This window comes from Ruegeria sp. YTSA072 (assembly GCF_059610285.1).
Genome location: NZ_JBXWNI010000008.1, coordinates 114895 through 128064, shown reverse-complemented (window position 1 = coordinate 128064; position 13170 = coordinate 114895). Strand labels below are relative to the sequence as shown.

At 55.3% G+C, this 13170-nt stretch carries 15 protein-coding genes; 5 read left to right on the top strand and 10 right to left on the bottom strand.

The window, feature by feature from the left end; all coding sequences use genetic code 11:
* Positions 1 to 16 precede the first annotated feature (16 nt).
* The 3 genes from AC2FIB_RS14780 to AC2FIB_RS14770 form a co-directional block, all read right to left on the bottom strand.
* On the bottom strand, positions 17 to 661 hold the full coding sequence (locus AC2FIB_RS14780; protein WP_496735882.1) for an MSMEG_1061 family FMN-dependent PPOX-type flavoprotein: 645 nt from the start codon (positions 659 to 661) through the stop codon (positions 17 to 19).
* Between the two features lie 99 nt (positions 662 to 760).
* A complete protein-coding gene (gene glnA / locus AC2FIB_RS14775; protein WP_496723459.1) occupies positions 761 to 2167 on the bottom strand; it encodes a type I glutamate--ammonia ligase in 1407 nt (468 codons plus the stop codon).
* 33 nt (positions 2168 to 2200) lie between these two features.
* On the bottom strand, positions 2201 to 2539 hold the full coding sequence (locus tag AC2FIB_RS14770) for a P-II family nitrogen regulator (RefSeq protein ID WP_282151514.1): 339 nt from the start codon (positions 2537 to 2539) through the stop codon (positions 2201 to 2203).
* Between the two features lie 169 nt (positions 2540 to 2708).
* Between AC2FIB_RS14770 and AC2FIB_RS14765 the strand changes: the two genes are divergently transcribed.
* The 3 genes from AC2FIB_RS14765 (at position 2709) to tig (ending at position 7203) form a co-directional block, all read left to right on the top strand.
* Complete coding sequence (locus AC2FIB_RS14765) at positions 2709 to 4262, top strand: NAD(P)H-hydrate dehydratase (RefSeq protein ID WP_496842312.1); 1554 nt, start codon at positions 2709 to 2711, stop codon at positions 4260 to 4262.
* Between the two features lie 301 nt (positions 4263 to 4563).
* Positions 4564 to 5688, top strand: a complete 1125-nt coding sequence (locus tag AC2FIB_RS14760; protein ID WP_496696825.1) for a porin — start codon at positions 4564 to 4566, stop codon at positions 5686 to 5688.
* 183 nt (positions 5689 to 5871) lie between these two features.
* Positions 5872 to 7203 carry a trigger factor gene (gene tig / locus AC2FIB_RS14755; protein WP_496842311.1) on the top strand — a complete coding sequence of 444 codons (1332 nt, stop codon included), beginning with the start codon at positions 5872 to 5874 and terminating at the stop codon, positions 7201 to 7203.
* A gap of 96 nt (positions 7204 to 7299) precedes the next feature.
* On the opposite strand, the gene AC2FIB_RS14750 is transcribed toward tig, so the two are convergent.
* The 7 genes from AC2FIB_RS14750 to rpsF all read right to left on the bottom strand — a co-directional run bounded on the left by AC2FIB_RS14750 (position 7300) and on the right by rpsF (position 11645).
* Positions 7300 to 8151: an acyl-homoserine-lactone synthase gene (locus AC2FIB_RS14750; RefSeq protein WP_496735877.1), complete on the bottom strand. Its 852-nt coding sequence runs from the start codon at positions 8149 to 8151 to the stop codon at positions 7300 to 7302.
* 97 nt (positions 8152 to 8248) lie between these two features.
* On the bottom strand, positions 8249 to 8950 hold the full coding sequence (locus AC2FIB_RS14745) for a LuxR family transcriptional regulator (RefSeq protein ID WP_058274014.1): 702 nt from the start codon (positions 8948 to 8950) through the stop codon (positions 8249 to 8251).
* Positions 8951 to 9164: 214 nt separating this feature from the next.
* The gene (locus AC2FIB_RS14740) at positions 9165 to 9653 is read right to left on the bottom strand and encodes a transglycosylase SLT domain-containing protein (RefSeq protein WP_496735875.1); all 489 of its coding nucleotides are present in this window, start codon (positions 9651 to 9653) and stop codon (positions 9165 to 9167) included.
* 154 nt (positions 9654 to 9807) lie between these two features.
* Positions 9808 to 10164 (bottom strand): hypothetical protein, encoded by a 357-nt coding sequence (locus AC2FIB_RS14735; RefSeq protein WP_472724008.1) that lies wholly within the window; start codon positions 10162 to 10164, stop codon positions 9808 to 9810.
* Between the two features lie 239 nt (positions 10165 to 10403).
* The gene (gene rplI, locus AC2FIB_RS14730; RefSeq protein ID WP_058277502.1) at positions 10404 to 11024 is read right to left on the bottom strand and encodes a 50S ribosomal protein L9; all 621 of its coding nucleotides are present in this window, start codon (positions 11022 to 11024) and stop codon (positions 10404 to 10406) included.
* A 12-nt stretch (positions 11025 to 11036) separates the two neighbouring features.
* The gene (rpsR, locus tag AC2FIB_RS14725) at positions 11037 to 11264 is read right to left on the bottom strand and encodes a 30S ribosomal protein S18 (protein ID WP_005982441.1); all 228 of its coding nucleotides are present in this window, start codon (positions 11262 to 11264) and stop codon (positions 11037 to 11039) included.
* A gap of 27 nt (positions 11265 to 11291) precedes the next feature.
* Positions 11292 to 11645, bottom strand: a complete 354-nt coding sequence (gene rpsF, locus AC2FIB_RS14720; protein WP_082637099.1) for a 30S ribosomal protein S6 — start codon at positions 11643 to 11645, stop codon at positions 11292 to 11294.
* Positions 11646 to 11929: 284 nt separating this feature from the next.
* Here rpsF and AC2FIB_RS14715 point away from each other — a divergent pair, with 284 nt between their 5' ends.
* Both AC2FIB_RS14715 and AC2FIB_RS14710 read left to right on the top strand, forming a co-directional pair.
* Entirely contained in the window at positions 11930 to 12448 is a 519-nt protein-coding gene (locus AC2FIB_RS14715) for a hypothetical protein (RefSeq protein ID WP_108860342.1), read from the top strand.
* 128 nt (positions 12449 to 12576) lie between these two features.
* The gene (locus AC2FIB_RS14710) at positions 12577 to 13149 is read left to right on the top strand and encodes a YceI family protein (RefSeq protein WP_109311412.1); all 573 of its coding nucleotides are present in this window, start codon (positions 12577 to 12579) and stop codon (positions 13147 to 13149) included.
* Positions 13150 to 13170: the final 21 nt, after the last annotated feature.

The window sequence follows — 13170 nt, the reverse complement described above, 5'->3', positions numbered from 1 at the left end:
TCTGTCCGAAAAGACGTTAGTACAGGTCCAGCTCTCCGGTGCCTTTCAGACTTTCAAACCACTCATCGGGTGTTTTGTCGATTTTGGCGTGTTTGACCATCATCGCGTTCATATTGGGCAGGTCCGAGGAATCCGGCCATTCCTCCGGTTGCCACAAGTTCGCGCGGATCACACATTTGGGGCAGTGTGCGAACACTGTTTCGACGTGAATAACCAAGGCCAGTTTCGGCGAGCGGTTGTTTATTGCCATGCTATCCAGCAAGTCGCGGTCTTTGCATAAACGGGCAGTGCCACGAAGGCGCAGAGTTTCCATCTTGCCCGGCACGAAGAATATCAGGCTGACACGTGGGTCCAGCAAAATATTGTGGAACGTATCCACGCGCTTGTTGCCGGGTCGATCAGGGATTGCGATCATTGTGTCGGATAACACATTTACGAACCCTTCTGGATCACCTCGGGGCGAGATGTCCAGATGACCACCTGGGTTGGCTGATGCGATCAGGCAGAATGTGGACTTGGCAATAAAGTCGCGGCACATCTGGTCCAGCCCGGACAGCTCTTTGGCGATGATCTGGGGCAGGGGCGCTCCGGTTATGCGCTCCAGTTCATCGCTCGAAGTCACGAAGTCTGTGAATTGAGAAAAGGGGGCGTCTGATGACATGCGATCTCTCCTAACCGGGTGGGTCGAGTGTGAGAGATCGTACCAAACGAAACAAGGGCGCCCGAGTGGACGCCCTTGAATTTTAAACCGCAAATCGGATCAGCAGCTGTAGTACATGCCGTATTCAACCGGGTGCGGGGTGTGCTCGTAGGTTTCGACTTCTTCCATCTTAAGTGCGATGTAGCCGTCGATCTGGTCCTTGGTGAACACGTCGCCCTGCAGCAGGAAGTCGTGATCCGACGCCAGAGCTTCCAGAGCTTCGCGCAAGCTGCCGCAGACGGTCGGGATATCGGCCAGTTCTTCGGCAGGCAGATCGTACAGGTTCTTGTCCATGGCTTCGCCCGGATCGATCTTGTTCTTGATGCCGTCCAGACCGGCCATCAGCAGAGCGGCAAATGCCAGGTAGGGGTTCGCCGCTGGATCGGGGAAACGAGCCTCAACGCGCTTGGCTTTCGGGCTTTCGGTCCAAGGAATACGGACGCAACCCGAACGGTTACGGGCCGAATAGGCGCGCAGAACTGGGGCCTCAAAGCCAGGGATCAGACGCTTGTAGCTGTTGGTCGCCGGGTTGGTGAAGGCGTTCAGCGTTTTGGCGTGCTTCAGGATGCCGCCGATGAAGTACAGTGCCTCATCCGACAGATCGGCGTATTTGTCGCCTGCGAACAGCGGCTTGCCGTCTTTCCAGATCGACATGTTCACGTGCATGCCGGTGCCGTTGTCACCTGCGATCGGTTTCGGCATGAACGTGGCCGATTTACCGTAGGCGTGCGCAACATTGTGGATGATGTACTTGTACTTCTGCAGCTCGTCGGCCTGTTTGGTCAGGCTGTCAAAGATCAGACCCAACTCGTGCTGACACGACGCCACTTCGTGGTGGTGCTTGTCGACCTTCATGCCCAGACGCTTCATGGTCGACAGCATTTCTGAACGCAGGTCCTGCGCTTCGTCGATCGGGTTCACCGGGAAGTAGCCGCCCTTGACGCCCGGACGATGGCCCATGTTGCCCATCTCGTATTCGGTGTCAGTGTTCCACGACGCGTCGGTCGCATCAACTTCGTAAGATACCTTGTTGATGCTGTTGGAGAAACGGACGTCGTCGAACAAGAAGAATTCCGCTTCAGGGCCCATATAGGCCACATCACCGATACCCGATGCTTTCAGATAGGCTTCGGCTTTCTGAGCGGTGCCGCGCGGGTCACGCTCATAGGCTTCGCCGGTGTCGGGCTCAACAACCGAGCAGTGCACACAGATGGTTTTTTCCGCGTAGAACGGATCGACATATGCGCTGTCGGTGTCGACCATCAGTTTCATGTCGGATGCTTCGATCGACTTCCAGCCCGCGATGGACGAACCGTCGAACATGAAGCCTTCTTCCAGGAAGTCTTCGTCAACCTGATCAGCCATCAGCGTGACGTGCTGAAGCTTGCCGCGGGGATCAGTGAAGCGAACGTCGACGTACTCGGCGTCCTCGTCTTTGATCAGCTGAAGAACTGCGTCCTTGCTCATAACTTAATATTCCTCTGCTTTGAGTTTGTTCTGTTACAGCGCTTCCGGGCCGGTTTCCCCGGTCCGGATGCGAATGGCTTGTTCAACGGGCGAGACAAAGATCTTGCCGTCGCCGATCTTGTCGGTTTTCGCTGCCGAGACGATGGCATCAATGGCTGCGTCGACCTGATCGTCGTCCAGCACAACCTCGACCTTCACCTTGGGCAGGAAATCGACGACGTACTCCGCGCCGCGATACAGTTCGGTGTGGCCCTTTTGACGGCCAAAGCCCTTAACCTCGATCACGCTGAGACCCTGGACGCCGACATCCTGCAGCGCCTCTTTAACCTCATCGAGTTTGAACGGCTTGATGATCGCTTCGATCTTCTTCATTCCGGGCTCCTGTTAACTCTTGTCAGTTTGGCACTGACCACGTCTAAATTCGGGCGGCAATGTGATTGCGATATCGGCCCGAGCCGGGCGCTGAGAAAATGGGCGTCGGATCAATTTTTGATCAACTTGCACAAAAAGTAAGCGAAACTGAATCACCAGAGGATTTGAGATGACGGAATTGCTGACAGCGGCGCAGATGCGAGCAATTGAAACAGCGACGATTGAGTCCGGACAGGTGACCGGTCTGGAGCTGATGGAGCGCGCCGGTCGCGGGGTAGTCGAGGCGGTTTTTGAGGAATGGCCGGAGTTGGCGAAAACTTCGGGGCGTGCTGTGGTTTTGTGTGGCCCCGGCAACAATGGCGGTGATGGGTTCGTCGTTGCGCGGTTGTTGAAAGAGTGGGGTTGGGAGATCGATGTATACCTGTATGGCGATCCGGAAAAACTACCGCCCGATGCGCGAACGAATTTTGAGAAATGGAGAAACAAGAACCAAGTCAGTTTTCGACGGATTGATCCGGCTCCGCTGGAAGATGATACCTTTCGATTCCAACCCGGTACAAGCTTAGTAATTGATGGGTTGTTCGGAACTGGTCTGACGCGCCCTTTCGGAGGAGTCTTTTCACTTTTAGCATTTGAGCGGGCAAGGAGCTTGCTGCGAAATAATGATGTCCGGGTCGTTGCAATCGACGTTCCAAGCGGGCTGTGCGCTGACAGTGGGTGCATTCTTGGGAATGTCATCGCTGCTGATCTCACTGTTACTTTTCATGACAAGAAGATCGGCCATATGATCAACGATGGCCCCGCAAACTGCGGATTGGTCCGGACAAAACAGATCGGGCTTGTGCAAAAGGAAGCCAGCGCAATCGTTCAGTTGGTTTCTGAAGACGGTCTTTCCGCAGCAAAAAGCGAAACGGATCATAAGTATTCCCATGGACATGCGCTGATCCTGTCCGGTGGTTCTGGCAAGACCGGCGCGGCGCAATTGGCGGCGCGCGGCGCTTTGCGGATTGGGGCCGGGTTGGTAACATTGGGGGTTCCCCCGGCGGCGCAGATGGAGGTTGCGGCACAGGTTACGGCCATCATGTTGCAACGGGTTGAGGGTGGCGACGAGTTGTCCGATGTTCTCGACGATGAACGGCTGAATGCCCTTTGCTTTGGCCCTGGTCTGGGATTGGAGCGTGCGCGGGATCTGGTGCCGGTTGCTCTGGCGGCAAATCGGGCGACGGTTTTGGATGCCGACGCTTTGACCGCGTTTGCGGACGACCCTGCGGCTCTGTTTGACCAATTGCACGATAATTGCGTTCTCACACCGCATGGTGGAGAGTTCGCACGGCTGTTCCCTGACATATCTGAAAAGCTCAAGGCGGTTCCAACCAAAGGCCCGGCCTATTCCAAGGTCGACGCAACGCGTGAGGCGGCCAAGCGGGCAGGGTGCGTCGTTCTGTTCAAGGGGTCGGACACGGTGATTGCCGCGCCGGATGGGCGCTGCGCGATCAATTCGGCCCATTATGAGCGTTCGGCACCGTGGTTGGCGACGGCTGGCTCTGGTGATGTGCTTGCCGGGTTTATCACCGGGTTGCTGGCGCGTGGGTTCGCTCCGATGCAGGCTGCGGAAACGGCGGCCTGGCTGCATGTGGAATGTGCGCGCCATTTCGGCCCCGGGTTGATTGCCGAGGACTTACCCGAGCAATTACCTGCGGTTTTTCGGAGTTTGGCTAAATGACGCATGGGCGGAAACTAGCCGCTTTTTTCAGCGTTCGGCAAGAAATAGCCGCACGTATACGCATCAGTGCATGTCATTCCTTTTGAAAGACATCAGACAGAGTGGCAGACTTGTACCCAGATTTTCCTGCCTACGAAGTCTTGGTAGCCAAATCTTTGATATGATTAAAATTTACTTTCTGCCGATTTGAACCGTAAGGCAGAAATCCTAAACGCGACTAACTCGGTTCCTTGCGGAGTGGTCCGTCACATCGGTTTTTCTTTTGGCGGTTCCCACAAACGAAACGTTCAAGGTGAATAAAATGACAGTGAATTTGAAACTTCCCTCGGTTGCCGCTGTTCTGGCGATGACCACGGCGATCCCTGCCGCCGCTGAATTGAAGTACGAAAATAACAGCGGCGGTTATGTGGTGCTGTACGGTCAGCTCGATCCGGTGATCGTATCGGTCGATGATGGCCAGGAGACCGAGACCCGGTTGCTGGACAATGACCTGTCCAACAGCCGCGTGGGTTTGCGCGTCATGCAACCTTATGGCAGCAATGAGTTCATGTTCCGGTTCGAAACCGGTTTGGGTCTGCCAAGTACCGGGACAGCCAACCAAGATGGTACCAACACCAACGGTTGGAGCCGTGAAGATATCCGCCACGTCGATTTCTCGCTCAAAGGTGGATACGGCAAGTTCTCTGCCGGTCAGGGCAGTATGGCCTCGGACGGGGCCGCCGAGACTGATTTGTCCTACGTCGGGACGGCTTTGTATTCTTTTACGAACGATGAAAACGGCGCGTTTTTCTACCGGGGAGCAGACGGTGTCTTGAGTGGCATCACCGTTGGCGACTCGGCCAGCAACTTTGATGGCGCGCGTCGGGGCAGGGTCCGGTATGACACGCCCGATTTCAACGGCTTCTCAGCGGCGATTGCTTATGGTCAGAACATCTTGTCCAGCAGCGACGACGACGATTATTACGATCTCGCAGTCAAGTACCGGAACACCTTCACCAACGGTGTAGAGTTCGCAGCGAGCATTGCCTACGCAGTAAGGGATTTCGACGGCCAACCCGGCGAACGCAAGGATACCATCGGGTCCGCGTCCGTCCTGTTGCCCAGCGGGTTCAGCTTTACTGCAGCCCTCGGCACGCGGGACGATACCTCTACCGGCGCCAGCGATCCGGATTACTGGTACACCAAGCTTGCTTATGAAGGGGATTGGGTGTCCTGGGGTAAAACCGGCGTTGGTATCGACTATTTCGACGGTTCTGATTTCGAAAATCAGGGGTCCAGCACCAAGTCCTGGGGTATTGCCGTTGTTCAGCGGATCGACGCGATCAACACGGATGCCTACCTGAAATACCGCAACCACGATTTTGACGACACGGTCGACTTTGACAAGAACGAAGCATGGGTACTGGGTGCGCTCTGGAAGTTCTGACGACGTTTCCCCGTAAACTAACGGCGCCCCAGTTTGGCTGGGGCGTTTTTTTGTTCAAATCGGCGGCAAAACAAGGCTGATCTGGCCATTGCCTCTTGCACGTAAGCGGCTGGGCAAATAGAAGGCGTCAAATTTGCCCGGCGCGCCGTTTTGCGCGCCCCGAATCCTATGGGGACTACCATAATGCAGGTTACCGAGACGCTGAACGAAGGTCTGAAACGCGGCTACAATATCATCGTATCCGCAGCCGAGCTGGACGACAAAGTTAACGAGAAACTGGTCGAAGCGCAGCCGGAAGTCGAAATGAAGGGTTTCCGCAAAGGCAAAGTGCCGATGGCATTGCTGAAAAAGCAGTTCGGTCAGCGCCTGTTGGGCGAAGCGATGCAGGAAAGCATCGATGGTGCGATGAACCAGCATTTTGAAGACAGCGGCGAGCGCCCTGCGCTTCAGCCCGAGGTCAAAATGACCAACGAAGACTGGAAAGAAGGCGACGACGTCGAGGTCGCAATGTCCTATGAGGCACTGCCTGCGATCCCCGAAGTTGACCTGAAATCGGTCGAGCTGGAAAAGCTGGTTGTCAAAGCGGACGATGCAGCCATCGAAGAAGCGCTGAACAGCCTGGCCGAAACCGCGCAGGACTTCAAAACGCGCCGCAAGGGTTCTAAAGCCAAGGACGGCGATCAGGTTGTGATCGACTTTGTTGGCAAGGTTGACGGCGAAGAGTTCGAAGGCGGTTCGGCTGAAGACTATCCGCTGGTTCTGGGTTCCAACAGCTTCATCCCCGGCTTTGAAGAGCAGCTGGTTGGTGTGAAGGCCGAAGAAGTCAAAGACGTCAACGTTACCTTCCCCGAGGAATACGGTGCAGAGCATCTGGCCGGCAAAGACGCCGTATTCACCTGCACTATCAAAGAGGTGAAGGAACCCGTTGCTGCAGAGGTAAACGACGAGTTGGCGACCAAGTTCGGTGCAGAAGATCTGGCCGCGCTGAAAGGTCAAATCGCCGAGCGCTTAGAAGCGGAATATTCCGGTGCATCGCGCGCGGTCATGAAGCGTGGCCTGCTGGACGCGCTGGACGAGAAGGTCTCGTTCGACCTGCCTCCGTCGCTGGTTGAAGCCGAAGCCAAGCAGATCGCCCATCAGCTGTGGCACGAGGAAAACCCGGAAGTGGAAGGTCACGACCACGCCGAAATCGAGCCGACAGACGAGCACAACAAACTGGCCGAACGCCGCGTGCGTCTGGGCCTGTTGTTGGCTGAACTGGGCCAGAAGGCCGAGGTTGAGGTCACCGATTCCGAGATGACCCAGGCGATCATGAACCAGGCACGTCAGTACCCGGGTCAGGAACGTCAGTTCTTTGAGTTTGTGCAGCAGAACGCTCAGATGCAGCAACAGCTGCGCGCGCCGATCTTCGAAGACAAAGTCATCGACTATGTCTTTGAACTGGCTCAGGTCGCGGACAAAGAAGTCAGCAAAGATGATCTGCAGAAAGCCGTTGAGGCACTGGACGAGGAGTAATCCTCGTCCGCCCATCCCTATGGGCGCAAAAAAATACGGAGCCGTCTGGAAAAAGACGGCTCCGCTTGGGTGGCTTTAACCTATGAGGTGAGGGGGTCAGGCCTCATGAGCAAAAGCACGGGGGGGTCTTAGCAGAGCGGTCTTCTGCTCTGGCGTAAAGCGGTCTGAAAGCGCCTCGATCAGCTTCAGTACAGACTCGACTTCGGTTTTCGATGTTGCCGAACTCATCTGTTCGACAAAGTACTTTTCCAACTGAGTCAGCGGCTGGTGGTCGTAGTTTGCGGCACTTGGCTTGGTCTTTGCACCCTCAAACAACTCCAGCGCCTGTTCTTCAGTCAGGAAGACATCGTGTTCAATGTCGGCGTAATCCCGAATTCCAGCGATCCGTTCATCCGAACAGTCCATAAGGGCGGCCATGGCCACAACCTTGCCCATTGGCTTGGCAGTTCCAAGATAGTCGTAAGGCGCGTTACCGGACCGTTGCAGGACGCGGTTCATCACCGGATCGATCACGGCGATAGAGTCCAGAACACCGGCCATCTTGGCATATTCGAACGAGCCAATCATGATCTCGCTGGTGACATAGGATACCGAGTTTTCCCCACGTCCTCGCCCAAGCTTTTTGGTGTCGACGCAAAACCGGGTTGCTTCCCAGACCTGCGCGCTGCGGATCGGCGGTTCGCCGTCCAGGATTGAATGAAAAACGTCGGACAGCATGTGTGGCCCGGTCGTTTGCAGTAGTCTCATGCACCCGACAACGTCCCCCTCGTCGTCGATGCTAACTACATGTGCTGGATGAAGGTCGTCGAAATGGTCGCGTTCGCGCCCGTCTACGATATTTACATCCCAACCAAGGCGGTCGCCAAAAACGCGCGCGCGCAGTTTGTACATCTCGTCCAAGACATGCTTAAACTTATTCTGGTTGATACCATCAATTACGATGATCATTTCCATCCCCCTACAGTCTGGTTACCGTAAGGATGACGTTAACTAAGATTTGAGCTAAGACTATTGGGGGTTTCCCGTATTTTTTGATCTTTTTTGATTATCCTGGGGCAATTAGGCCCAATCCAATAGCTCTTCCAATGGCTTGCGGTGTTGTCAACGCGCCCATTTTTTCACGCCCGGATCGCATATGAACTTCGACGGTTCGGTGGGAAATCGACAGGATATCACCGATGTCTTGCTGTGATTTTCCGTCCGCAACCCACTGCAGGATCTCTTTCTCTCGCGTCGAAAGGGCTGGTAAATACAGTGCTTTGGCCAGCAGGCCAGACTGCATCACGGTATCATGCGCTGTAACTGCGGCCATCTGCAGATCCCCCATCACATGTTTCTTCAGCTTTGCCCACTCGGAATCCGAACAATTTCGGGTCACATTCAGCAGGCCACATTCCCCGTACGGGCCACGTACCGGAACGGTTAAGCCACGGGAAGTAATGCCAAAATCATGCGCATCCCGAAAAACCGAATGGAACTTTTCGTCGTGATTAAATCTGCCCCAGTCTACCGGAGCGATGCTGAGCGCAGATTGATACAAGGTCGGATCGAAATGGTGGAAGCCTTGGCTGCCATAGTGAATCTTCCATTCGTCCGGGTAGTTGGCATACCCCTGCACGTCACCCTTTACAGGGTTAAAAGTGGCATAAGACGCGTAATCGAAACCCAATTCATCGCAGACAGCATTAATTATGTCGGCTGCCGACTTTTCCTCGTGGTCGATCGCGGCCAAGTCTATAAGTTTCACCTGTCCAACCTTTGCGGCGGCAAATCTTTCCCCAAAGACATGCCAAATCTGTCCATTTCACCGAATACGTTGCGTCAACTGTGGTGCCTGACGCAAGCTAATTATGCATATCGCTTAGGCATAATGCGTGGTTATGGCAACAGAATACCTTAGCGATTACATAAGTCATTATTGCAACCTTTACGCTAATGACAAGCTATATCCTTACCCAACGTCACTCTGACCTTAGGCCAGTTTCAACCAGCATCCCGGCGGCCTTCGCCTCGGGATAGTAACCTTTGGCATAAAGGAAAATAGCCCGCTTCTGGTCGCCGTCTGACAAGAGCCACGCCCCACGCAGGTATTTTCCGGCAAACTCCAGATTGGTGTCTGCATCCAACAAACCCTGAGCGTTGCCTCTGTACCCCATGGTTCGCGCTGTCGCGGGCAGGATCTGCAGCAACCCGTAATATGGCCTGTTGACGGCCCATGGCCGGTGCGTGCTTTCCCTTATGGCGAGCTTGTGCAACAGCTCGCGCGGCAGTTCATAATGGTCAGCCCACTTGTTGATTGATGCACGCAATTCTGGGGTCTCATTGGGGTATAGCGGAGGATCAAAAGGGGCATTGCGAGAGCTCTGCTTGCCATCCAAGCCGCCGCAGGCAGCCAGGGCAGGTGCGCCGAGTAATGCAACAAGTAAAGCGCGGCGCGTGTAGTGGGGCATGTGTAGTCTCCGGATGGGGTTTGGCCGCATGATAGTCCCGTCGAATGCAACCGCAAGCAGACACACAGTCCGCGCGCTGATTTATGCCGGGTCCCGTTGCGTCATAACCCGGTGCCAGAGTGTTCCGTAATTGTCAGGTCGGGTAGGCGGGTCGTTAAATTTCGACCTGGAACCACAGAATGATATCGGCAAACCAGATCTTGTTCTCTGTCGCGCGAAACTGAACGGTGTTGTTGATCCCCGGGTTCAGGACGGTTCCGGGAAAGGCCTCCCATAATCCGCGAATGTCGCCGCCGGATATGGACGGGCCATAAACGAAGGTGTCGTTAATTTCGATCTGAAAAGCCCCTCCGGACGGCGTTGCCCAAGCTTTGAAGGCAAGGATAGGCTTCGCGCGGTTGGTTCCGATGATCAGGTTGGAAGGGATCGGGTCGCTGAAGGTCTGGCTTTCACCGGGGTTTAAAGAAAAAGAGCCATCATTCACGACGATGTAGTTGCACAAGGATGCCATAGTGGTTTCTCCTGTCGGATCGCGATCCGCCCAGATGTGCGATCACGCAAATTGCTGATAAAATGAACTTCAGAAAAATGCGGCTGGGGCGGCAGGGGCCGCGTGACCGTAGGATAGCATAATTTCAATCCAAATTCCTGGTCGTGCTTGACGTCACTCTTTGTCACGGTCTGGGGTTCGAACACAAAAAAAGGCCGCGCCCTTCGGCGCGGCCAATCAATCTTTCAAAGGCAGCCGGATCAGGCTTTGGCTTCGTCTTCCTCAGCCGGGGCCTCTTCGGCAACCAAATCGTCATCGTCGGAAGCTGCGGAACCGATATCGTCGAACAGTTCGGCGATTTCGAATTCTGCGGCGGCCTCTTCTTCGGCAGCCAGTTCCTGGATCGACTTGCCCGAAGCCTGCAGTTCGGCTTCTTCTTGCGAACGGGCAACGTTCATTTGGATCTTGACTTCGACCTCGGGGTGCAGCTTGACCGCCAGCGAGTGCAGGCCAAGCTCTTTGATCGGAGCGATCAGAGCAATCTGCTTTTTGTCGACGGTGAAACCAGCTTCGGTTGCGGCATCTGCGGCGTCACGCGGGGTGACCGAACCGTACAGAGCACCAGCATCCGATGCCGAGCGGATCACGATGAACTGCTGACCGTCCAGCTTTTCAGCCAGAGATTCAGCTTCTTTCTTGGTTTCCAGGTTGCGCGCCTCAAGCTGCGCTTTTTGGGATTCGAACGACGCAATGTTGGCGTTCGAAGCGCTCAGCGCTTTGCCTTGGGGCAGCAGAAAGTTGCGGGCGTAGCCAGGCTTGACGTCAACGACGTCGCCCATCTGACCCAGTTTCGCAACGCGTTCCAGCAGGATAACTTGCATATCAGTCTCTCCTTACTTCACAGCGTAGGGCAGCAGGGCGAGGAAGCGGGCGCGCTTGATAGCACGGGCCAGTTCACGCTGCTTTTTCGCCGAAACGGCGGTGATGCGCGAGGGAACGATCTTGCCACGCTCAGAGATGTAGCGTTGCAGCAGACGGGTGTCTTTGTAATCGATCTTCGGCGCGTTATCGCCCGAGAACGGGCAGACCTTGCGGCGGCGGAAAAATGGTTTTGCGGCCATGGTATATGTCCTTTCGTCAGGCGTTGATCAGCGGCGCTCGCGGCGGCCTTCGCGCTCGTCGCGCTTCTGCATCTGGACCGAAGGGCCCTCGTTGTGCTCGTCGACCTTGATGGTCAGAACGCGCATAACATCGTCATGCAGGCGCATCAGGCGCTCCATTTCCTGAACGGCGCCAGCGGGGGCGTCGGTCTTCAGGAAGGAATAGTGACCCTTGCGGTTCTTGTTGATCTTGTAGGCCATCGTCTTGACGCCCCAGTACTCGCTTTCGACGACGTTGCCGCCGTTGTCAGCCAGAACGGTGCCGAAATGTTCGACGAGGCTTTCTGCCTGCGCGTTGGACAGGTCCTGACGCGCGATCATTACATGCTCATACAGTGGCATGTGCACTCCTGTTTCTATCAAGGCGCATTTCAAAGGCGGGGCCGGTTCGTCCTTCGCGACCCTGCCACGAGAGGCTGCGCGATTCATAACTCTTGCGAAGGATGGCCCCATATACACCATTCGCGTCGGGGGGCAAGGGCCGTCACACATGCCTTGGTGAAGTCGCGCTATTTCCTTTGCGCTGCCCAATTCCTGACGCTTTTCGGCTCAAAGTTGTTTTGCATACCGGGAACTAACCGGACAGACCGAACCAAAGACGGCAACGTGAACTAGGGTACAGAGAAATGACCGCGATGAACACGAATACCTTCGAGAAGTCTGCGACCAGCACGACTTATGATCAATCGGTTCCAGTTCTTATCGCATTTGCGCCGAATTGGAGGGCACGCACCGTTCTGGCACGCATCGCGGGGGCGTTGTTGATCGTTGTCGCGTTTTCCATGTGGCTGATGTCTGGCGCGGTGATGGCAACCGAAGTTTGGCCGATCAAACTGGCTGCGTCGCTGACATTCTTACTGATCGGCGTCAGCCTGCTGACCATTCAGGTGCTTGATGCGCGCCCCGATGCCTATTTTGATCCGATCCGCCGCGAAGTACGCGTGCTGCAAAAGAATGAAAACGGGCGTCCCCAGACAGTACTGCGCCGCAGCTATGATACCTTGGGTGGTGCACGGTTCGATGATGATCAGGTCGAACTCTATGATGTGGACGGCAGCCTGCTGATGAAGTTGCCGCTACAATCGGCGGATGTTGGCCGAGCGCTGAAGGGCCAATTGAGCGGAAGTGTAACGATCTTCGCCTGACTTTCACTTCTGTTCATTTAGGAACAGAAATTGTTAGAGAATAAGTCTTGTGTGCCGCCCAAGGGCGGCACATTTTTGTTGTTGAGCATTCCAACTGGTTTGCACTCACAACATTTTTGGAGATAGTCATGAAATCCACCCTTCTTGCTGCTGCACTGGCCGTATCGGCGACCTCGGCGTTTGCAAGCGCCGAGAAATACGTTTTGGACCCCAGCCACAGCCAGGTTGTCTTCAACTATAACCACCTTGGTTTTTCCACCACGACTGGCATGTTCTCGGGCTTTGAGGGCGAGATCATGTTCGATCAGGAAAACCCGGCAGATTCCAGCGTGAGCGTGTCGATGCCAGTGGTCGAAATGATCACCGGCTGGAAGCCGCGCGAAGATCACTTCATGACCGAAGACTTTTTTGGCGTCGCCGAGGGTGACCTGATTTCGTTCACCTCGACCGGTATCGAAGTCACCGGTGAAAACACCGCGAACATCACCGGCGATCTGACCATGAACGGCGTGACCAAGTCGGTTGTTCTGGACGCCAAGCTGAACCAGGTTGGCGAGCATCCGATGGCGGGCAAGCCCTGGGCCGGATTTGATGCCACCACCACACTGGTCCGCAGCGAGTTCGATCTGGGCCAGTTCGCACCGTTTGTAAGCGACGAGGTTGAGGTTCGTATTTCGGTAGAGGCGCAAAAGGCCGAGTAAGCCCGCCTTATATGCAAAAAG